Source organism: Pseudomonas fluvialis (assembly GCF_014207935.1).
Lineage (GTDB): Bacteria > Pseudomonadota > Gammaproteobacteria > Pseudomonadales > Pseudomonadaceae > Aquipseudomonas > Aquipseudomonas fluvialis_A.
On sequence record NZ_JACHLL010000006.1, the window covers coordinates 238,082 to 259,956 of the forward strand.

Annotated in this window: 15 protein-coding genes; 5 read left to right on the forward strand and 10 right to left on the reverse strand. The window is 65.5% G+C overall.

Annotated elements, in window-relative coordinates; genetic code table 11:
• Positions 1-57 precede the first annotated feature (57 nt).
• Both gorA and HNP49_RS16390 read left to right on the forward strand, forming a co-directional pair.
• Positions 58-1,410 (forward strand): glutathione-disulfide reductase, encoded by a 1,353-nt coding sequence (gorA, locus tag HNP49_RS16385; protein WP_184685039.1) that lies wholly within the window; start codon positions 58-60, stop codon positions 1,408-1,410.
• 14 nt (positions 1,411-1,424) lie between these two features.
• A complete protein-coding gene (locus tag HNP49_RS16390; protein ID WP_184685041.1) occupies positions 1,425-2,048 on the forward strand; it encodes a trimeric intracellular cation channel family protein in 624 nt (207 codons plus the stop codon).
• 46 nt (positions 2,049-2,094) lie between these two features.
• Here HNP49_RS16390 and HNP49_RS16395 read toward each other — a convergent pair whose 3' ends face one another.
• From HNP49_RS16395 to HNP49_RS16405, 3 genes are all read right to left on the reverse strand, one after another.
• On the reverse strand, positions 2,095-2,559 hold the full coding sequence (locus HNP49_RS16395; RefSeq protein WP_184685043.1) for a copper chaperone PCu(A)C: 465 nt from the start codon (positions 2,557-2,559) through the stop codon (positions 2,095-2,097).
• A gap of 102 nt (positions 2,560-2,661) precedes the next feature.
• Positions 2,662-4,890 (reverse strand): patatin-like phospholipase family protein, encoded by a 2,229-nt coding sequence (locus HNP49_RS16400; protein WP_184685045.1) that lies wholly within the window; start codon positions 4,888-4,890, stop codon positions 2,662-2,664.
• Positions 4,891-4,910: 20 nt separating this feature from the next.
• Positions 4,911-5,897, reverse strand: coding sequence for a DUF4105 domain-containing protein (locus tag HNP49_RS16405; RefSeq protein WP_184685047.1), 987 nt, complete (start codon positions 5,895-5,897; stop codon positions 4,911-4,913).
• 285 nt (positions 5,898-6,182) lie between these two features.
• Between HNP49_RS16405 and HNP49_RS16410 the strand changes: the two genes are divergently transcribed.
• The gene (locus HNP49_RS16410; RefSeq protein WP_184685049.1) at positions 6,183-6,383 is read left to right on the forward strand and encodes a hypothetical protein; all 201 of its coding nucleotides are present in this window, start codon (positions 6,183-6,185) and stop codon (positions 6,381-6,383) included.
• Positions 6,384-6,392: 9 nt separating this feature from the next.
• On the opposite strand, the gene HNP49_RS16415 is transcribed toward HNP49_RS16410, so the two are convergent.
• The 3 genes from HNP49_RS16415 to fdhF are packed head-to-tail and all read right to left on the reverse strand — an operon-like array spanning position 6,393 to position 10,298.
• Positions 6,393-7,226, reverse strand: a complete 834-nt coding sequence (locus HNP49_RS16415) for an FAD/NAD(P)-binding protein (RefSeq protein WP_184685051.1) — start codon at positions 7,224-7,226, stop codon at positions 6,393-6,395.
• Positions 7,223-8,239 carry a 4Fe-4S dicluster domain-containing protein gene (locus HNP49_RS16420; RefSeq protein ID WP_184685053.1) on the reverse strand — a complete coding sequence of 339 codons (1,017 nt, stop codon included), beginning with the start codon at positions 8,237-8,239 and terminating at the stop codon, positions 7,223-7,225. The genes HNP49_RS16415 and HNP49_RS16420 overlap by 4 nt, the downstream gene beginning before the upstream one ends.
• Positions 8,223-10,298 carry a formate dehydrogenase subunit alpha gene (gene fdhF / locus HNP49_RS16425; protein WP_184685055.1) on the reverse strand — a complete coding sequence of 692 codons (2,076 nt, stop codon included), beginning with the start codon at positions 10,296-10,298 and terminating at the stop codon, positions 8,223-8,225. The genes HNP49_RS16420 and fdhF overlap by 17 nt, the downstream gene beginning before the upstream one ends.
• Positions 10,299-10,620: 322 nt before the next feature.
• On the opposite strand from fdhF, the gene HNP49_RS16430 reads away from it, so the two are divergent.
• Positions 10,621-12,261, forward strand: a complete 1,641-nt coding sequence (locus HNP49_RS16430; RefSeq protein ID WP_184685057.1) for a mechanosensitive ion channel family protein — start codon at positions 10,621-10,623, stop codon at positions 12,259-12,261.
• A gap of 29 nt (positions 12,262-12,290) precedes the next feature.
• Positions 12,291-12,860 (forward strand): flavin reductase family protein, encoded by a 570-nt coding sequence (locus HNP49_RS16435; protein ID WP_184685059.1) that lies wholly within the window; start codon positions 12,291-12,293, stop codon positions 12,858-12,860.
• On the opposite strand, the gene HNP49_RS16440 is transcribed toward HNP49_RS16435, so the two are convergent.
• The 4 genes from HNP49_RS16440 to HNP49_RS16455 are packed head-to-tail and all read right to left on the reverse strand — an operon-like array spanning position 12,850 to position 21,750.
• Positions 12,850-14,307: an efflux transporter outer membrane subunit gene (locus tag HNP49_RS16440; RefSeq protein WP_184685061.1), complete on the reverse strand. Its 1,458-nt coding sequence runs from the start codon at positions 14,305-14,307 to the stop codon at positions 12,850-12,852. The two genes, HNP49_RS16435 and HNP49_RS16440, sit on opposite strands and share 11 nt — an antisense overlap.
• Positions 14,304-17,414 carry an efflux RND transporter permease subunit gene (locus tag HNP49_RS16445; protein ID WP_184685063.1) on the reverse strand — a complete coding sequence of 1,037 codons (3,111 nt, stop codon included), beginning with the start codon at positions 17,412-17,414 and terminating at the stop codon, positions 14,304-14,306. Before HNP49_RS16445 ends, HNP49_RS16440 begins: the two co-directional genes overlap by 4 nt.
• Positions 17,411-20,482, reverse strand: coding sequence for an MdtB/MuxB family multidrug efflux RND transporter permease subunit (locus HNP49_RS16450; RefSeq protein ID WP_184685065.1), 3,072 nt, complete (start codon positions 20,480-20,482; stop codon positions 17,411-17,413). Before HNP49_RS16450 ends, HNP49_RS16445 begins: the two co-directional genes overlap by 4 nt.
• On the reverse strand, positions 20,482-21,750 hold the full coding sequence (locus tag HNP49_RS16455) for an MdtA/MuxA family multidrug efflux RND transporter periplasmic adaptor subunit (RefSeq protein WP_184685067.1): 1,269 nt from the start codon (positions 21,748-21,750) through the stop codon (positions 20,482-20,484). The genes HNP49_RS16450 and HNP49_RS16455 overlap by 1 nt, the downstream gene beginning before the upstream one ends.
• Between the last annotated feature and the right edge of the window lie 125 nt (positions 21,751-21,875).

Genomic DNA, 21,875 nt, shown 5'->3' on the forward strand with positions numbered 1-21,875 from the left:
TTATCGGCAGCCAGGCGCAACTTGAGTATGCTGGCGTCCTGACTCAGGAGAATAGCCATGTCCTTTGATTTCGATCTGCTGGTAATAGGTGCCGGCTCCGGTGGCGTCCGCGCCGCACGTTTCGCCGCTGGCTTTGGTGCCCGCGTGGCCATCGTCGAGAGCCGCTACCTGGGCGGCACCTGCGTCAACGTAGGCTGCGTACCGAAAAAGTTGCTGGTGTACGGTGCCCATTACCACGAGGACTTTACCCAGGCAGCCGGGTTTGGCTGGACGCTTAGCGAGCAGCAGTTCGACTGGGCGACCCTGATTGCCAACAAGAACCGCGAAATCGAGCGCCTCAACGGCATATACCGCAATCTACTGGTGGGCAGCGGCGTGACCCTGCTGGAAGGCCATGGCCGCCTGCGCGATGAGCACAGCGTTGAGGTGGCGGGGCAGGTCTACCGGGCCCGGCATATCCTCATCGCAACCGGAGGCTGGCCACAAATCCCGGATATTCCCGGCAAGGAACTGGCCATCACCTCGAATGAGGCCTTCTTCCTGCCGGCACTGCCCAGGCGTGTACTGGTGGTTGGCGGCGGCTATATCGCCGTCGAATTCGCCTCGATCTTCCAGGGGCTGGGCGCCCGGACGTCGCTGCTCTATCGCGGCGAGCTGTTCCTGCGCGGTTTTGATCAGTCCGTGCGCCTGCACCTCAAGGAGGAACTGAGCAAGAAGGGCCTCGACCTGCAGTTCAACAGCGATATCCGCCGGATCGAGCGCCAGGCTGATGGCAGCCTGCTGGCTACCCTGAATGATGGCCGTGAGTTGGCAACCGACTGTGTGTTCTACGCCACCGGGCGCAGGCCGATGCTGGATGATCTGGGGCTGGAAAATGTCGATATCCAACTGGATGCCCGTGGCTTCATTCAGGTCAACGAACGCTATGAAACCAGCACACCATCGATTCTCGCCCTGGGCGATGTGATCGGCGGCATGGCCCTCACGCCGGTTGCCCTTGCCGAAGGCATGGCGGTGGCCAGGCGACTGTTCAAACCCGAGGAATACCGCCCGGTGGACTACCAGAACATTCCCACGGCGGTATTCAGCCTACCCAATGTGGCCACCGTGGGACTCACCGAGGAACAGGCCAGGGCTGCCGGTCATACACTGAACATCTACGAAAGCCGCTTCCGTCCCATGAAGCTGACGCTCACCGACTGCCAGGAGCGCAGCCTGATGAAACTGGTGGTGGATGCCGAAACGGACCGCGTACTGGGCTGCCATATGGTCGGTGGCGAGGCCGGAGAAATCCTCCAGGGCATTGCCATCGCCATCAAGGCCGGTGCCACCAAGCGGATTTTCGACGAAACCATCGGCATCCACCCGACGGCTGCGGAAGAGTTTGTTACCATGCGCGCCCCCATTTAGGGCAAAGCTGACTCATGGAACAACTTTTCTATCTCTCCGACCTGTTTGGCGTCGCGGTATTCGCCATTACCGGCGCGCTGATGGCCGGGCGCAAGTCCATGGACCTGTTCGGCGTGCTGGTGATTGCCATCGTCACCGCCCTGGGCGGCGGCACACTGCGCGACGTCATCCTCGACAACCACCCGGTGAGCTGGATTCGCAACGACACCTACATCCTGGTGGCTTCGCTGGCGGCTATCGGTACCGTGGTCTGGGTGCGTCTGACGCAGCCGATCCATGACAAGGGCCTGCTGCTGGCCGATGCCTTCGGCCTGGCGGTGTTTACCGTGATCGGCACCGAGGTCGCCATGCGCCACGAGGTGCCGCACAGTACTGCCGTGATCATGGGGGTGATGACCGGTGTTGCCGGCGGGGTAATGCGCGATGTGATCTGCAACGAGATCCCGATGATCTTTCGCAAGGAAATCTACGCCACCGCCTGCATCCTCGGCTCGGTAGTTTTCATTACGCTCAGGGAACTGGAGCTGACGCACTGGCTGGCCACCGGCCTGTCGATGCTGGTGGTGCTGCTTGCCCGCCTGGCCGCGCTGCGCTGGCAACTGTCGCTGCCCCGTTTTCATCTGCTCGACCGCGACTGACCTGGCGAGAGGGAGAGGGCGGTGAGGACACCCACCGCCCGGATCATCAGTGGCCCTGATGCTCGTGCTGTGCCGGCGCCGCCTCGACGTTGACGGTCACCTCGACCTTGCCAGCCTTCTCGAACTGCAGGGTCAGCGGGAAGCTGTCGCCAGCCTTGAGCGGTTGCTTCAGGTCAAACAGCATCACGTGATTGCCACCCGGCACAAATTCGGTCATGCCATGGGCCGGGATGCTCGCCGAATCGATCTTCTGCATGCGCATTACTTCGCCCATGTGGATATGGGTATGCAGTTCAGCCTTGCCGGCCACCGGCGTGCTGGCACCCAGCAGTCGATCCTCCTGCGCACCGTGGTTGTGCAGGGTGAAGAAGGCCGCGCTGGTCGCCGACGTCGGCGGCAGCTCGCGGGCCCAGGGATGGTCGATCATCAGATCGCCGGCCCTGAACTCGTGGGCCAGGGTAAGGGTGGACAACGACAGCAGCACGGCGCTGGCAAGCAGATGACGCAACATGGACGGCTCCTTGAAAGTGCGAACCGGCACCTTAGCACGAGCCCGTGCCCACCAGCAGCGCTGAGCTGCCGCGCGACAGGGTGACGCAGATAAATCAGCGCCTCAGAACGGCCGCCCAAGGTAGAAATAGAGGCTGCTGTTGCCGTCGTCGGCGCGACCATAGCCCAGGTAAAGCGGGCCGATCGGGCTGTCGGTGCCGATGAACAGGCTGTTGGACAGTATCCAGTCGTCGCTGTTGCTCTTGACCAGCGGTTCGCCCATGCGCCCGACCTCCATCGAGATGCCACCGTAGGCGCCTTCCAGCACCGTGCCCTGCATGATGCGGTGGTAGTACATGACGCGGCCGAACTGCAGGTCCGCGCCGAGCAACTGGCCCGGAGCATAGCCGGACTGACGCAGAAAGCCGCCCCACTGGAATTGCTCGTAGTTGGGCAGCGGCTCGTCACCCAGCTTGTCGGCAGCGAACAGGGCGAAGTTGAAGGTGTGCGAATCGAAGGAAATGGCCGAGGTCAGCTCGCCCGACCACTTGGTGTATTCCTCTTCCGCACCGAGCGCCTGCTGCGAGTCGAACACATTGATCTGGCTGCGCCAGCCGGAACGGGGGAAGTTGGCGCTGTCGATCTGGTCGAGGCGCAGGCGGGCGGTGAGGGCGCCGGCCTGCAGGCGCTTGTCCAGGGGTTCCAGATAGTCGGGGCCGCTGTCCAGGCTGGGGCTGACCTGGCCGGTGACCAGACCCAACCTTAGCTCGCCGTAGCGGTTGAACTGGCTGCCGACGTCGACCCCGACCAGGGTCGAGAACATGTCGTAGGTGCCGATGCGCCGTTCATCGTCATAGAGGTCGGCACTGCGCTGGGTGATGGCCAGATGTGGGGCAACAAACAACGGATTGCCGGCACTCAGCGGCTGATACCACTCGCTCTGCCAACTGGTGGTCTGGCCGATTTGCACATCGTTGCGCCACTCGGCACCGCGCTCGTTGAGCCAGGTCTGACGGTGGCTGCCGAGCAGGTTGAAGGACGAATCACCGTCGAAATCACTGGACAGGCCCAGGCCGAAGCGCAGGTAGTTCGGTCCCCAGGTCTTTTCGGCGGCATTGATGGCCAGCACGCGCTTGCCATCCTCCTCCAGCACCCGGTAGCTGACATGCTCGAAGTCGCCGGTGCCGTACAGTCGGCGCATGTCCTTGTCGAGCACGGCTTGGTCGACGGGCTTGCCGGGCTGGGTGTCGACAAGGCCAACCAGGGCTTGCGGGTTGACCCGCTGGAGGTTGTCGAAGCGGATTTCATCGACCACCAGTTGCTCCGCCGGCGCGTGGTTCATCTGCTGCTGGCGCAAGGCGGCATACTCGGCTGGCGGCAGGGCCAGCTGGCGCAGGCGTTGCTCCATCTTGCGCGCGGCGGCCTCGCCCAGCGGGGCGATTTGCGGCAGGGCGTCGAAGTCGCCGGTCGAGTAATCGCCCAGTTCCGGCGAGATCAGGATGTCCTGGGGCTGCAGGTTGGCCAAAGAGGCCTGCACGTTCTGCTCGGTGAGGATACTGAGCATTTGCCCGGACACGCCGAGGATGCCGTTGAGCTGCTCACGCTTGAGCAGCGGGGTGCCGACGTTGACCGCGATGATCACGTCGGCGCCCATCTGGCGCGCGGTCTCGACCGGCAGGTTACTGGTCAGCATGCCATCGACCAGCATCATCCCGTTGAACTCGGCCGGTGCCACGGCGCCCGGTACCGACATGCTGGCGCGCATCACGTTGGCCAGCTCACCTTCCTTGAACACCACGGCCTGGCCGGTGACCAGGTCGGTGGCTACCGCGCGGTAAGGAATCGGCAGGCGGTCGAAATGCTGGTAGCCCTTGGTCTTGCTCAACTGGCGCAGGACGGTTTCCAGCTGCACGCCGGTGACGATGCCCTTGCCCATCTTGACCTCGCCCTTGCTCAGGCCAACCTCGGGCGTGAAGAGGATGTCGTAGTCGTCCTGCTTGCGCCGCATGGACAGTTCCTGGCGCGGCGGCTCCTCCTTGAACAGCAGCTCGGTGGATATGCTGCCGAGGATCACGTCCATCTCCGGCAGGGTGGTGCCGGTGGCATAGGCGGCACCTACCAGCGAACCCATGCTGGTGCCGGCGATGCAGTGCACCGGCACGCGGTATTCCTCCAGCACCCTGAGTACACCAACATGGGCGGCGCCGCGGGCACCACCACCGGACAGCACCAGGCAGATGCGCGGACGCTTGCCCGGCTCATCAGTCGCCGAGTTGCTGGCAGCCGCCGGGGTAGCGGGCAGGGCAGCGCTGGCGAGCAGCCACAGGGCAAGAAAACGGGGCATACGGGTCATGATTGGCCTTGGTGCGGTCATCAGGGTTGGCGGATAAGGTGCGAGAACTCCACAGAGTCCTGGGCAGCCTGGGCCTTGTCATTGATCAGGGCTTCACGCTGCAGCTCGGAGAAGGGCCGCTGGCCATCCTGCAGGCGACCCTGTTCGTACAGGTACTGCGGGACATGGCCGCTGGCCAGAAGCTTCCAGCTGAAGGGCAGGTGCTGCTCGTTGACCTGACTGCTCATCCAGATGCTGGTGGTGCAGTTGGTGGTCAGGGTGTTGTAGAACTCAGGGCGCTCATGCAGCTGGTTGATCCGCTCGACATAGGCCATGAACAGCCGCCGGCCGTTTTCCAGCGGAGCCTGCAGACGGTAGAGATAAACCTGCTCCGGCGGATTGTGCCGATGGTTGGTGCGCAGGCCGATGACATCACGCTCGTCAGCCACCACGTAATACAGCTCGTACTGGCGGAAAAACCCATTGATGGTCGAGTAACTTTCACCGACTTCCTTGCGCGTTTCGATGGACACAGCCACGTGCTGACCATCGGCGAAGGCGAAGCTGAGAAATACATGGGCGATCGACGGGCCCATCCAGTAGGTGGCGATCAGATCGACTCCGACCAACTGATCCAGATCGACCTGCTTGTCGTAGTACGCAGGGGTGTAGTCGTACTCGCTGCGATACTGAAAGTTGCGCACGTTGTGCAGGGTGATGCGATTGCCTTCGACAGTAGCCGAGGGCAACACCGCCACATCGCTTTGCCATTGGCGCTCGTTGGACGGTTCCAGGGACTGCCACCACAGCAGCCAGGCTCCAGCTGTCACCAGCAGCAGACCGGCAACAATGAGCCGACCGCGGCTCAACCACAGGCGGGTAATAGCCAGCAGGCCCAGCGCAACCAGGCACGCGGCCAGCGTGGCACTCAGGCGCCCGTGTGGACCGGCGATCAGCAATGCCGCCGCACCCCAGGCAGTCAGCGCGGCCAGAACCAGTGCCAGCAGCAGTTTTCCGATTATCATCATGGTGATCGCAAACCTAAGGAGATCAAAGCATGGCGCTAACGCTATCAGCCAGACAGGGTAACGACGTCATGCTATGGGGGGAAGCAATCAGCGGCAAAGCCAGCGCTGTGGAATCTGTTCACCAGTGCTCTACATAATATTTAACATAATATTGATTATGCGAACTTATCTATGGCGCGACCTACAGTCAGGTACAAGCTTGCGGCTGCAGATCGCTCACGTGGCAAACCTCGGGCAAAATACCACCTTGCCCATTCCATCACCGCCAGAATCCAGGAAACCGCAATGAGAGCCGTACGCGACGATGACGATTTCAACGACTTTGACGAAGTCCGGCCGCGTGTGACACCGCTGCAACGACAAAGACGACTGGCATTCGAGATCGCGCTGGGCATCTGGCTGGGTGGCGTTTCGTTGGCTGCGACGGCAGCCGGCCTGTGGCTGGCGCTGGGTCAACTGGCACTCGGCACCCTCAGTCTTGGCTGATCACGAAACTCAGCAATGGCGTATCGCCTGAGCCGTCGAATAAAGACCAGCCGCGCGCGTTAGCGCCAGGTACTGCTCATAGTTGTAAGTCGGCCCGTCTACGCAGGCGTAGCTGGCGCCGATATGGCAATGACCGCACAAGCCCGCGCCACAATGCATACGTCGCTCCAGCGATAGCCAGATATGCACGGCCGGCACGCCACGTTTGAGGCAATGCTCGGCGCTGGCCAGCATCAGCGGCTCCGGGCCGCAGCACAGCACTGCATCCGGGATGTTTTGGCCCAGTAGCTCGTCCAGGTGCGCCACTGGCGAGCCGCTGCGCTCACCGGGCGAGGCGACATCGCAGGTTTCCAGGTAATCAAGATCCAGACGCCAGCGCGCGCGTTCGCGGGCCAGCACCTGGGCGCCGGGATGACGAGCGCCGTAGATCACCTGCAGGCGAGCTGCGTTGTCGCGCGCCGCGTCGATCAACCCGGCCAGCGGCGCCAGACCGCAGCCACCGGCGATCACCAGCACGTGGCGTCCGGTCAGGTCATGCGGCCAGCCTCGGCCCAGCGGTCCGCGATAGCCCAGTACGCTGCCGATCTGCAGCTCGAACAGCGCCTCGGTCAGTTGTCCGGTACGCCGGACCAGCGCGGAGAAACGGCCCTCTGCATCCGGGGCGCGCACATAGGTGAATGGCGCCTCGCCATGCCCAGGCACGGCCAGCATGAAGAACTGTCCAGGTTGCGCGGCCAGGTCGGTTGCCTGCGGATCGACCAGGCGCAGCTGGAAGTGCCGGGCATCCTCGCCATCGGCATAGGCGTCTTCCAGAATCATCGGGCGCGGGGTCGAATCGATCATGGCCGGCTTATCCTCGTCATCACGCCGTGGGCACCGATGCTCCCCGGACAGACCACGTCGCAGCGGCCGCAGCCGACGCAGCCATAGGCGCCGAAGCGCTCGGCGAAAGCCGTGCCGAACTTGTGGTACCAGAAGCGCTGCACGCGCTGGCCGGCCGTGGCCGCCGGGTTGTGGCTGCTGGCCTCCTTCTGGAAGCCCGTGTACAGACAGGAATCCCACACGCGCTCATGCAGCAGCGCACCGCCCTCCTCGCGCTGTTCCAGTGGCGCGTAGCAGGAGCAGGTCGGGCACACCGAGGTGCAGCCGGAACAGCCCAGGCAGCGCAGGCCTAGCGCTTCCCAGCGCTCAGGCTCGACGCTGGCCGCCTGGATGGCCGCGATACCGGCGGTGATCTCGGCCTGGGCACCCTGCTCCGCCCGCACCTGGGCCAGATCCGCGTCGCGCTCGGCGGTCCAGTCCTCAGGGGCCTGTGGCAAGGCCAGCGCGGCAATGGCCTCGGCGCCGGCCTGGCTGGCTACCAGCAGAGTCCAGCCGCCGTGCCCATTGCGGCGCAGGATCAGATCGGCCTGGGTCTGATTCACCAGCGGGCTGCCGCCCACCGCGGTGCAGAAACCGCCGGCGCAGCTGTGGCCGCAGTCGTAGCCGACCAGCAGGGTCTGCCGGCGACGCCGCTGATAATGCTCGTCCTGGGCGAAGAACTGGTCCTGGTAGGCCAGCGCTCGCAGATCGCAGGCCGAGACGCCGAACAGCACCTTCGGCTCGATCTCCGGCAGGCAGCCGTAGAAGGTGCCGCCGTCGAAGCGAAACAGCGCCTCGCGCTCGGCGAAGAACAGCGGCTTGGCCGAGGTCAGCGGCGGACGCGGTGGCGGCTCGAAGGGCAGCCCATCGCCGGCCGCAAGATTCTGCCAGTGCCAGCCACCCTGCCCGTCGGCCCGCATCTCCTGCACCTCACGGCCTTGCGCCAGGTGGGCGCGCAGGCGCTCGGGGCTGTCCAACTTATGGGCGGCGAGCATGAGCGCCCTCCTCTTTGGCCTGCTCATCGACAGCCTCCAGCGCCACGGCGCAGGCCTTGAGCTCGGGCATGCGGGTGATGGGGTCCTGGGCGTCGTTGGTCAGCAGATTGCACGGCGCTTCGCGAAAGTGATACGGCATGGCCAGGGTGCCGGGCGCCAGGTCGTCGGACAGCTCCAGCCGGGTGATCAGCTCGCCGCGCCGCGAACTCACCCTGACCCGTTGATGCTGCGCCAACCCCAGCCTGACCGCATCCGCAGGATGGATAAACAGCAACCCGGCCGGTGTCTCGCGCTCCAGCAGCGGCGATTTGCGGGTCATCGAGCCGCAGCCGTAGTGAAAATGCAGGCGGTGGGTGGTGAACCAGAACGGATAGTCCGCATCCGGGCATTCGGCTGGTGCCACGCAGCTGACCGGCAGCAGCCGCGCGCGGCCCAGCGGAAAGCTGTGCTGATGGAGGATCGGGCTGCCCTGTGGGTGCTCGGCATCGCAGGGCCACTGCAGGCCGTGGTGCGTATCCAGCGCGGCGTAGCTCATGGCGGAGAAGATCGGCGACAGGCTCGCCATTTCGTCGAACACTGCTTCGGCGCTCTGCCACTCAAAGCCAGTGTGGCCAAGGCGGCGGGCCAGCTCACCGAGTATCTGCCAGTCGCAGCGTGCCTGCCCCGGCGGCGGCAGCGCGCGGCGGATGCGCTGCACGCGGCGTTCGCAGTTGCTGAAGGTGCCGTCCTTCTCGGCGAAGCTCGCTGCCGGCAGGATCACATCGGCTAACTTCGCCGTCTCGGTCAGGTGCATCTCGATCACCACCAGGCAGTCCAACTGGGCCAGGGCATGGGCCACCTGATTGCGGTCCGGGTCAGTCTGCACCGGGTCCTCGCCCAGAATCATCAGGCAGCCGAACTGGCCGGCCGCCGCGGCCTTGGTCATGCCCAGCGAGGTCATCCCCGGCGTCTCGGGCATTGCACAGCCCCAGGCGTCAGCGAACTTGGCGCGCACAGACGCGTCCGCGACCTTTTGATAACCGGGAAACACGTCCGGCAGGCAGCCCATGTCGCAGGCGCCCTGCACGTTGTTCTGCCCGCGCAGCGGATTGATGCCGGTGCCGGGTCGGCCGACCTGGCCGCAGACCAGCGCCAGGTTGGACACGGCGATGACGTTGTTGGTCCCGCTCTGGAACTGAGTGATGCCCATGCCGTAGGCGATGAAGGCCGCCTTCGACTGGCTGTACAGACGCGCCAGCTTGATCAGCTGTTCCACCGGCACGCCGGTTTCGCGGCTGGTCTGCTCAGGCGTGATGCCGGCCAGGTGGCGGCTCAGCGGCTCGATATCCTCGCAGCGTTTGGCGAGGAAGGCCCTGTTCTCCCAGCCATTGTCGAGGATGATCTGCACCAGCCCGTTGAGCAGCGCGATATTGCTGCCCAGGCGCAGTTGCAGGTGCATGTCGGCCAGTCGCGCCAGGCGTGTCTTGCGCGGGTCGATCACCACCAGCCTGGCGCCACGGGCCTGGGCCCTGAGCATGCGCGCGCCGATCATCGCGTGGTTCTCGGTGACGTCGGCGCCTATCACCAGGATCAGCTCGGCCTCGTCGAGGTCGGCGATGCTGTTGGTCATCGCCCCCGAACCCAGGGTGCGCGACAGCCCCGCCACCGAGGGGCTGTGGCAGATGCGCGCGCAGTGATCGATGTTGTGGGTGCCAAGCACGGCGCGGGCGAATTTCTGCGCCGCGTAGTTGTCCTCGTTGCTCGCCCGGGCGCAGCTGATCACCCCGACGCCCAGTGGGCCGTAGGTTTCCAGCGACGTGCGCAACGCCTCGGCCACCCGTGTCAGGGCCTCGTCCCAGCCGGCCGGGCGCAGCTCTCCATGCTCGCGCACCAGCGGCGTGGTGATGCGTCCAACGGGGTCGACCGCATAGGCATTGGACCAGCCCTTGGCGCACAGCTGGCCCTGGCTCACCGGATGCCCGGCCTGCGGCTCGACCCCGATCACCCGCCCGCCCTCGACGCGCAGGCCGACGCCACAGCCAACGCCGCAATAGGCACAGATGCTCGGCACTGTATGCATGAAGGGTCCCCCGAAGCCTGGTATTCAAGCTAGCCCCACCCCGGCAATCCGGGCCTGATGCAGGTCAAGCCGGAGCGCAATCCGTTATGGCAAGAAGCCTAGGCGTAAAGCCATGAACATGCGCCTGACGCAGGCGGACAGCTATTGGCAATAGCCTGTCTGCCGCCCGATCGGAAGCGGCCTGCCGAGTAACTCGTACAGACTGACCTGGCTGGTCGTTGCTCACCAGGGCATGGGCCCGGCAGAATGCCGGCATGGCGTGTTGTCGCCCACTCAAGGATCTCCGCCGCTGATGATCAGCCGCGATGAAGGAAGCTCGATCATGCGCAAATTACTGCACGCGTCTGTTGTCCCTTGGCTGGCTCTGCTGTTCTGCCTCTCAGGCTGGAGCCCGGCGCTGCTGGCGGACGAAGCATTCACGGCTGACGAGGCCGAGCCGCACGCCGTCGCGCTGGAAGTCGCCAACCGCACCATCCTGGTGTTCCGCAGCAACCTGCTGGCTGAAACACCGGCGTTACGCGCAGCGCGGGCGCGCTCAGTGATCAACGAAGTGCTCGATGAGAGCGCCAACCTGTCGGTCAGCCTGCAGCCGATGCAGGACAACTTCATCGTGCTGCTGGGGGGACGAAGGGCCTTTATCGTCTCCGCCGCGGACACCGACCCGCTGGAACACGACTCTACCCAGGCAGCGGCAGAAGCCGCCGCTGAAAACCTGCGCCTGGTCGTGGCGGAAACCCAGGAGAGCCGTGACCTGCGCTTCATGCTCACCGCGGCGGCCTATTCAGGCATTGCCACGCTGATTTTCGCCTTTCTGATCCGCCTGATCTACTTCATCCGTGCCCGCGTGCTGCAGGCCCTGCCGGGACTGATGCAGCGTCACACCCAGGCACTCAAGGTAGGCACCACCCAGGTGGTCGATGCCAACCAGTTGTTTCCGCTGGTCACCCGCAGCCTGCACGCCCTGCGCTGGATGCTGATGTTGCTGCTGGGCTACGAGTGGCTGAGTTTTGTCATGTCGCGTTTTCCCTATACGCGGCCATGGGGCGAGAGCCTCAACAGCTACCTGCTGCAGGTTGCTGCCTATCTGTTCGATGGCGTGGTGAGTGCCTTGCCGGGCCTGGGCATTGCCGTGGCCATTTTCTTCATTGCCCGCGGGGTGAGCGGCTTTGTGCAGCGCCTGCTCAAGCGCATGGCGGCCCCCGGCAACAGCGATGCCTGGCTCAATGGAGAAACCCTGCAACCCACCCGGCGCCTGACCTCCCTGGCAATCTGGCTGTTTGCCCTGGCGATGGCCTACCCGTATCTGCCCGGCGCCGGCACCGAGGCCTTCAAGGGGCTGTCGGTTCTGATCGGCCTGATGATTTCCCTCGGTGCCTCCAGTGTCGTCGGCCAGGCAGCCTCGGGCTTGATCCTGACCTACACACGAACCCTGCGCCCAGGCGAGTATGTAAGGGTCGGCGAGCATGAGGGCACCGTCACCGAAGTCGGCATGTTCACCACCCGTATCCGTACCGGCGTTGGCGAGGTACTCACCATCCCCAACTCGATGATTACCGGCACTGTGACCAAGAACTACTCACGTGCCGTAGCCGGCGCCGGCCACCTGCTCGACACCAGCGTCACCATCGGCTACGACACGCCCTGGCGCCAGGTGGAGGCCATGCTTCTGGAAGCGGCGCGCCGGACCGATGGTCTGCTCGGCACACCCACGCCACGGGTGCTGCAAACCGCCCTGTCGGACTACTACCCGGAATACCGCCTGGTTGTTCACGTCTCAGCCACGCAGAAGCAGCCCCGTCCGGAGCTGCTCTCGGCCCTGCATGCCAATATCCAGGACGTGTTCAACGAGTACGGGGTACAGATCATGTCGCCGCACTACATCGCCGACCCCAAGGACACCAAGTGGGTTCCACCTGAGCAGTGGTACGCCGAACCGGCCCGACGTGACACACCGAACAGCTGATGCCCTAGCCACCGACTCAAGGAGTCCCGATGAATCCCCATCTTGCCCCGGTCGACCTGGCCAAGGCCTACCGTTTGGTCAATCACGGCCCGACCGTGCTGGTGTCCGCCCGGCATGCCGGGGTGGACAACGTGATGGCCGCGGCCTGGTGCTGCGCGCTGGATTTCGATCCGCCCAAGCTGACGGTGGTGCTGGACAAGAGCACCAGCACCCGCGAGCTGATCGAGGGCAGCGGGCGCTTCGCGGTGCAGGTGCCGACCGTGGCGCAGCTGCAGCTGGTCAACGCCGTCGGCAACCACAGCCTGCGCGAGGCGCCGGACAAGCTGGCCCAGGCCGGCGTCGAGCTGTTCGAACTGTCCGATCAGCCCGTGCCACTGGTGGCCGGCTGCTCGGCCTGGCTGGTGTGCGATCTGATCAACGAGCCGCACAACCAGGACAGCTATGACCTGTTTATCGGCGAGGTGGTCGGTGCCTGGGCCGACGACCGGGTGTTTCGCGACGGTCGCTGGCACTTCGAGGACGCAGACCCGGCCTGGCGCAGCCTGCACCATGTGGCCGGCGGGCACTTCTATGCCATCGGCGAGGCCCTCAAGGCCTAGACGCTGCCTCCTCTCCCGCCTGCCAGCCGCCGCCGAGCGCGGTGATCAACTGGGCACTGGCCAGCAGGCGGTTGCCTTTGAGGCTCAGCCAGTTGCGTTCGCTGTCCAGCGCGCTGGCCTGCAGGCTGACCACCGCGTTGTAGTCCACGGTGCCGGCCTTGTACTGGTTTTCCACCAGGCGCAGGGCCTCGCGCGCCGACTCCAGAGCCTGCTCGCGGGCCGCCAGCTCGCGGGTGTAGACATCCAGCTGCACCAGATAATCCTCGACCTCGCGGAAGCCGGTCAGCACCGTCTGCCGGTAATCGGCCACGCTGATGTCATAGGCCGCCTCGGCCTGCTCCACCTGGGAGCGGATCAGCCCGCCGTCGAACAGCACCGTGGCAAAACTCGGTCCGATCGACCAGAAGCGGTTGGGCATACTGAACCAGTCGTCCAGACCGCCATTGCGGTAGCCGCCACTGGCGCTCAGGGTCAGGTCCGGATACCAGGCGGCTTCGGCCACACCGATCTGCGCATTGGCGCTCATCACCCGGCGCTCGGCGGCGGCGATGTCTGGACGACGCTCCAGCAGGCGTGACGGCACGCTGGCCGGCACCACCGGCAAGTCAGGCACCCCGGCGCGCGGCGCCAGGCTCAGCTCGCTGGGCGCCACGCCGATCAGCACCGCGATGGCATGCTCGAACTGGGCACGCTGGTATTCGAGGTCGATCAGCTGCGCGCGGGTGCCGTGCAGCTGGCTTTGCGCCTGGCTGACATCCGACTTGGGGACGATACCGGCGTTGTACTGGTTTTCCGTCAGTTTGAGCGAGCGCTCGTAGGCTGCCAGCGTGGCTTCGAGCAGGCGTTTCTGTTCGTCCAGCACACGCAGCTGCAGGTAGCTCTGCACCAGCTGGCTCTGCTGGCTGAGGCGCACGGCGGCGAGATCGGCCGCGCTGGCCTCCAGGCTGGCCTGATCGGCCTCCAGCTGGCGACGCAGCTTGCCCCACAGGTCCAGTTCCCAGCTCACGCCCAGGCTGGCCTCGTAGGTCTTGGACACCGAGGCGGCGTTGGCGCCACTGACACTCACCCCTTCGGTGGTGCCGATGGTGCTGCTGCCGCCGCCCTGCCCCGCGCGGCTGACGCCGGTGTCCAGGCCGATCTGCGGCAGGAAGCCGGCACGCGCACCACGCACGATGGCCTGGGCCTGGCGGTAGCTGGCGGCGGCGCTGGCCAGGCTCTGGTTGTTGGCGTTGAGGCGTTCGATCAGGGCGCCGAGCTCGGCATCGCCATACAGGCTCCACCAGTTCTGCGGCATCTGCGCGGCCGGCTCGGCCACCTTCCAGCCGGCCACCTGTTTGAACGACTCGGGCGTGTTGAGTGCCGGCGCCTGGTAATCAGGACCAACGGTGCAGGCGCTCAGCAGCAGGCTGAGGGCGATGAAGCTGAGACGATGGCTGTGGCGGTTCATAGCGGCGTTTCCAGGGCGGCATCGCTGCGGACGCCGCGCCATTGATTGAAGCGATGACGCAGACGGTCAAGGCACAGGTAGACCACCGGCGTCGTGTAAAGCGTGAGGATCTGACTGAGGATCAGCCCGCCGACGATGGTCAGGCCCAGCGGCTGGCGCATCTCAGCACCCTCGGCCCCACCGATCAGCAGCGGCACGGCACCGAGAATGGCGGCCAGGGTGGTCATCAGGATCGGCCGGAAGCGCAGCAGGCAGGCCTCGCGGATCGAGGCCAGCGGGCTCATGCCCTGCTGGCGCTCCAGCTGCAGCGCCAGGTCGATCATCAGGATGGCGTTTTTCTTGACGATGCCGATCAACAGGAACAAGCCGAGCAGGGAAATCAGGCTGAACTCGCCGCCGACCAGCAGGATCGCCAGCAGCGCACCGACCCCGGCCGAAGGCAGCGTGGAGAGAATGGTCAGCGGGTGAATGTAGCTCTCGTAGAGGATGCCCAGCACGATATACACCACCAGCAGCGCGCCGAGGATCATCAGCGGCTGTTGCTGCTGCGTCTGCTGGAAGGCATCGCCGCTGCCGCCCATGCGCCCCTGCACCTCGCTGGGCATGCCGATGGCTGCCACGGCGCGGTCGATGGCAAGAGTGGCCTGATCCAGGCTGACACCTTCAGCCAGATCGAAGGAAAGGCTCTCTGCCGCAAACTGGCCATCGTGGTTGACGCGGTCCTCTTCCAGCGAGGTCTCGAAGCGGGTGAAGGCCGCTAGCGGCACGCGCTGCCCGCTGCCAGTGATCACCTGCAGGTCGCGCAGCACGCTGGGGTCCTGATTGAAGCGCTGCTCTACCTCCAGCACCACCTTGTACTGGTTGAGGCTCTGGTAGATGGTCGAGATCTGCCGCTGGCTGAAGGCATTGTTCAGCAGAGTGGTCAGCGTGGCCATGTCCACGCCCAAGCGCTGGGCCGCGGCGCGATCGACCTGAAGACGCACCTGCTGGGCACCCTCGCCTTCGTTGGCGTCGATGGCGGTCAGCTCCGGCAGTTCCTTGAAGGCCTGAGCAAGCTTGGGCAGCCAGATGCGCAGATCGTCCAGATCGGTGGCCAGCAGGCTGTACTCGTAGGCCGAACTGCGTTGCTCGCGGCCACCACCACGGCCGAACATCATGTCCTGGTCGGCCATGAGGAACAGCTGACCGCCCGGCACGCGGGGCATCTCGCGGCGCAGGCGGTCGACCACGGCCTGCGCCGGCGCCCGCTCGCTGCGCGGCTTGAGGCGCACGATCATGAAGGCATTGTTGATGCCGCCGTTGCCGCCGATAAAGCCGGCCACGCTTTCCACATCCGGGTCTTTGAGCACGGCGCGGCGGAAGATTTCCATCTTCGGCTGCATGACCTGGAACGACAGACCATCGTCGCCGCGGATGAAACCGATCAGCTGACCGGTGTCCTGGGTCGGCAGGAAGGTCTTGGGCACCAGCACGAACAGCCCGACATTCAGGGCGATGGTTGCCAAGAGGCTGGCCAGGGTCAGGCGCGGATGACGCAGAGCCCAGCCCAGGCTCCGCCGATACGCCTCCAGCACTCGTGCCTGCAGACGCTGCCCGGCCTGTTGCAGGCGGTTGCCGGGACCGGCCTGGTGCGGCTTGAGCCAGCGCGCGCAGAGCATCGGCGTCAGGGTCAGGGATACCAGCAGCGACACGATGATGGCGGCGGCCAGCGTCAGGGAGAACTCACGGAACATCTGGTTGACGATGCCGCCCATGAACAGGATGGAGATGAACACCACCACCAGCGACAGGTTCATCGACAGCAGGGTGAAGCCGACCTCGCGGGTGCCCTTGAGCGCGGCGGCCAGCGGCGGCTCGCCGTTGTCGATATGCCGGGCGATGTTCTCCAGCACCACGATGGCATCGTCCACCACCAGGCCCGCGGCGAGGATCAGCGCCATCAGCGACAGCACGTTGAGCGAGAAGCCGCCCAGGTACATCACCGCAAAGGTGCCGATCAGCGACACCGGCACCGCCAGCGCCGGAATCAGCGCGCTGCGCCAGTTACCGAGGAAAGCCAGCACCAGCAGGATCACCAGGCCGACGGCAATCAGCAGGGTGCGCTCGGCCTCGTGCAGGGTGGCGCGGATCACCGGCGAGCGGTCCATGGCCACGTTCAGCTCGACGCTGGCCGGCAGCACCGCCTGCAGGGCCGGCAACTGGGCGCGGATCTGCTCGATGGTCTGGATGATGTTGGCGCCAGCCTGACGGTTGATCACCAGCAGTACCGCCGATTCATCGTTGAAGAAACCGCTGTTGTAACGGTCCTCGACGCTGTCCTCGACCTTGGCCACATCGGACAGGCGCAGGCTGCGACCGTCCTGGTAGCGGATCAGCAGCGGCAGGTAGTCGGCGGCCTTGCTCAGTTGATCGTTGGCCTGCACCTGCCACTGCTGCGCGCCGTTCTCGACAAAGCCCTTGGGCCGGCGCTGGTTGGCGGCGCTGATGGTCTGGCGTACCTCATCCAGCGACACGCCGTACTGCTCCAGCTGCTGCGCCTGCAACTGCACGCGCACCGCCGGCAGTGAGCTGCCGCCAATCTGCACTTCGCCCACGCCATTCACCTGGGCCAGGCTCTGCGCCAGGATGGTCGAGGCCAAGTCGTACAGGCGGCTCTTGTCCAGCTCCTTGGACGTCAGCGAGAGCACCATGATCGGCGCCTGCGACGGATTGACCTTCTTGTAGGTGGGCATGCTGCGCATGCCGCTGGGCATCAGGCTGCGCGCGGCATTGATGGCCGCCTGCACTTCCCGTGCGGCACCGTTGATGTCCTTGTCCTGGGCGAACTGCACGATCACCCGGGTCGAGCCCTGGCTGGAGCGGCTGGTGATCTGCTCCACGCCGGCGATGGTGCCCATGGCCCGCTCCAGCGGCGTAGCCACGCTGCTGGCCATGATCGCCGGGCTGGCGCCGGCCAGGTTGGCCTGCACCACGATCACCGGGAAATCCATCTGCGGCAACGGCGCCACCGGCAGCAAGCGGAAGCTGATGATGCCCAGCAGGACGATGGCCAGGCTGCACAGCCAGGTCGCCACCGGGCGATGGATGAAGGGCGCCGAGAGGTTCACGCGCCCTGCTCCGCCAGCGACTTGCCGCTGGCGCGTCGCGCCAGCCGGTCAAACGCCAGGTAGATCACCGGGGTGGTGAACAGGGTCAGCAACTGGCTGAGCAGGAGGCCGCCGACCATCACCAGCCCCAGCGGCTGGCGCAGCTCGGCCCCGGAGCCGGTGGCCAGCATCAGCGGCACCGCGCCGAACAACGCGGCCAGGGTGGTCATCAGAATCGGCCTAAAGCGCAGCAGCGCCGCCTGGTAGATGGCCTCACGCGGGCTCATGCCCTGATGCCGTTCTGCCTCCAGGGCGAAGTCGATCATCATGATGGCGTTCTTCTTGACGATACCGATCAGGAGGATGATGCCGATGATGGCGATCAGGCCCAGGTCCTCGCCGGCCAGCAACAGGGCGAGCAAGGCCCCGACCGCCGCCGAGGGCAGCGTCGACAGGATCGTGATCGGATGGATATAGCTCTCGTAGAGCACGCCCAGCACGATGTACATGGTCACCACCGCCGCCAGAATCAGCAGCAGCGTGCTCGACAGCGACGCCTGAAAGGCCTGGGCAGCGCCCTGGAAGCGGGTCTGGATGCCCAGCGACAGTCCCAGCTCGGCCTCCACCGACTCGATCGCCGCGACGGCGCCGCCCAGGGACTGACCGGGCGCCAGGTTGAACGACAGGGTCACGGCCGGGAACTGCCCTACCCGACTGATCAGCAACTGCGCCGGGCGCTGCTCGATTCGCGCCAGAGTCGACAGTGGTATCGCCTGACCCTCGGCGCTGCGCACATGCAGCTGCTCAAGCGCCTTGGGCCCCAGGGTCGCGGCGCCACTGGACTCCAGCACCACGCGGTACTGGCTGGTCTGGGTGAAGATGGTCGATACCTGGCGCTGGCCGAAGGCGTCGTACAGCGCATCGGTGATGGTCGACACGCTGATGCCCAGGCGTGCGGCCGTGTCGCGGTCGATCTCGACATAGGCCTGTACGCCACGGACCTGCAGGTCGCTGGTTACATCGGTCAGCTCCGGACGCTCACGCAAAGCTTCCAGCAACTTCGGCACCCACTCTTCCAGTAGTGACTGATCCGGCGACTGCAGACTGAACTGGTACTGGGTACGGCTGATGCGGTCCTCGATGGACAGGTCCTGCACCGGCTGCAGGAACAGCTCGATGCCCGGCACCTGTGCCAGCCGGGGTTTGAGCCGCTCGATGACCTCCTGCGCGGTTTCGTCGCGCTCGCCATGGGGCTTGAGGTTGATCAGCAGGCGGCCGCTGTTGAGGGTCAGGTTGCTGCCGTCCACGCCGATCGACGAGGACAGGCTGGCCACCGCCGGGTCTTCCAGGATTACGTCCGCCAGCGCCTGCTGGCGCTCGCTCATGGCGCGGAACGAGATGGCCTGCGGCGCCTCGGACACGCCCTGGATCAGGCCGGTGTCCTGCACCGGGAAGAAACCCTTGGGCACCGCCAGATACAGCAGCACGGTGAGCACGAAGGTGCCCAGCGCCACCCACAGCGTCAGGTTCTGATGCTCCAGCACCCAGGCGAGCTGCCGGCCATAACCGGTATTGAGCCGCTGCAGCCAGCGCGGCGGCTGCTCCTCGCCGCCGCCCTTGAGCAGGCGCGCGCACATCATCGGCGTCAGGGTCAGGGAAATCGCCAGAGAAATCAGGATGGCCACCGCCAGGGTGATGGCGAACTCGCGGAACAGACGGCCCACCACGTCCTGCATGAACAGCAGCGGAATCAGCACGGCGATCAGCGACAGGGTCAGCGAGATCAGGGTGAAGCCGATCTGCCTGGAGCCCTTGAGCGCGGCGGCCAGCGGCGTTTCGCCCTGCTCGCGGTAGCGGGCGATGTTCTCCAGCATGACGATGGCATCGTCGACCACAAAGCCCGTGGCGATGGTCAGCGCCATCAGGGTCAGGTTGTTGATGGAGAACCCGGCCAGGTACATGACCACGAAGGTGCCGATCAGCGACAGCGGCACCACCACCGAGGGAATCAGGGTGGCCGACAGCTTGCGCAGGAACAGCAGGGTCACCAGTACCACCAGGCCGATGGCCATGAACAGCTCATGGCGCACCGCGTCGATAGAGGCGCGGATGGTCTGGGTGCGGTCGGAAAGAATCTGCACCTCAAGGCCTGCTGGCAGCGCGGCCTGTAGCTTGGGCAGCAGCGCGTCGATGCGCTCGACCACGTCGATGACGTTGGCCCCCGGCTGGCGCTGCACATTGACCAACACGGCCTGCTGTTGATTGGCCCAGGCAGCTAGTCGCGAGTTCTCCACGCCGTCGACCAGCTCGGCGACATCGCGCAGGCGCAGGGCCGCACCGTTCTGGTAGCTGAGAATCAGCTGGCCGTATTCCTCGGCGGATTTCAGTTGGTCGTTGGCATCCAGGGTCGAAACCCGGTTGGGTCCGTCGAAACTGCCCTTGGGCTGGTTGACGTTGGCCGCGGTGATCAGGCTGCGCACTTCGGCCAGTGACAAGCCGTGGGCAGCCAGCGCCTCGGGATTGACCCGCACGCGCACGGCCGGGCGCTGCCCGCCGGCCAGGCTGACCATGCCGACGCCAGACACCTGGGCCAGCTTCTGCGCCATGCGCGTGTCCACCAGATCCTGCACCTGCGCCAGCGGCAGGGTCTGGGCAGTGACCGCCAGGGTCAGCACCGGGGTATCGGCCGGGTTGACCTTGTTGTACACCGGCGGCGCCGGCAGATCATTGGGCAGCAGGTTGCTGGCCGCGTTGATCGCCGCCTGCACCTGCTGCTCGGCCACATCCAGCTCCACATCCAGGGCAAAGCGCAGGGTCAGGACCGACGCGCCGCCGGAGCTGTTGGAGGTCATCTCCTGCAGGCCGGGCATCTGTCCGAACTGGCGTTCCAGCGGGCTGGTGACACTGCTGGCCATCACCTCGGGGCTCGCGCCCGGGTACAGCGTCAACACCCGGATGGTCGGGTAATCCACCTGGGGCAGCGCCGCCACCGGCAGCAGCTTGTAGGCGATCAGGCCGGCGAGCAGCACGGCCAGCATGCTCAGGGTGGTGGCAACGGGCCGCAGGATGAACAGACGGGAAAGGTGCATCAGCCGCCCAGCCCCGGACGCTTGAGCGACTGGCCCTTGCGCTCGCCACTGGCCGCGCGGTTGGGATCGGCCGGGGCCGCCAAGCCATCGATAACGTCCACCGCGTCGCCTTCGCGCAGGCGGTCGGTGCCTTCGAGAATCACCCGCTCACCGGTCTTTAGCCCGTCCAGAACCACGGTCTGCCGGCCATCGCTGTCGCCCAGCTGCAGGCGCTGCACCCGCACCTTGTCGCCCTCGCCGACGACAAAGGCGAAGTTGCCCTGGCTGCCGAACTGCACGGCGGCGGTCGGCATCAGCAACGCCTGCGGCAGCACATTCAGACGCAGGCGCACATTGACGAACTGGTTGGGGAACAGGGCTTCGTCGGCGTTGGCAAACTGCGCCTTGAGCTTGAGCGTACCGGTGGCGCTGTCGATCTGGTTGTCCAGGCTGTGCAGCGCGCCGCTGGCCAGCAGGTTCTGTTCATTGCGATCCCAGGCCTCCACCAACAGCTGTGCGCCACTGCGCTGGGCGGCGCGCAGGGCCGGCACCTGGCCCTCGGGCAGCGTGAAGGCCACGGCAATCGGCTGGGTCTGGGTGATTACCGCCAGCACCGTGCTGTCGTTGGCCGCCAGCAGGTTGCCGGCATCCAGCTGGCGCAGCCCCACACGGCCGCTGATCGGCGCCTTGATCTGGCTGAACTGCAGATTCAGACGCGCTTCGGCCAGGGTCGCCTGGTTGCTCTTCAGCGTGCCCTGATACTGCCCCACCAGTGCCTGCTGGGTATCCAGCGTCTGCTTGGCGATGCTCTGCTCGGCATACAGGCCGCGGTAACGCGCCAGGTCGATCTCGGCGTTCTTCAGCTGCGCCTGGTTCTGCAGCAAGGTGCCTTCGGCCTGCTGTACCGCCACCTCGTAGGGACGCGGATCGATCTGCGCCAGCAACTGGCCGGCCTTGACCATCTGCCCTTCCTCGAACAGCACCTTGACCAGCTCGCCGCCGACACGGGCGCGGACATTGACCGTGTTGAGCGCCGTCACCGTGCCCAGCGCTTTTTCATAGACGGCGAAATCGGCCTGCACCACCGGAGCCACGCGCACCGGCACCGGACCGCGCGGGCCACCGGGGCCACCGGGGCCACCCGGACCCGCCGGGCCAGCTTGCGCACCCTTGTCACTGAGCGAATCGACTGGCCAAGCCCACCACAGGGCGGCGGCAACAACGACCACAGGCACAGCCTGCAACGGCCTGGGCAACTTCAGAAAACGGCTGGCGAGGGAACGGAGCATGGGCAGATCCAGTGAAAATGAGCGCGAACGATAAACAATCTCGACAACAAGGCGAAGTCATTTACCCAACTTTTACCTTTGCAAGGTTTGTGTAAACCCTCACCAGACAAAGAAAAACGGCCTGC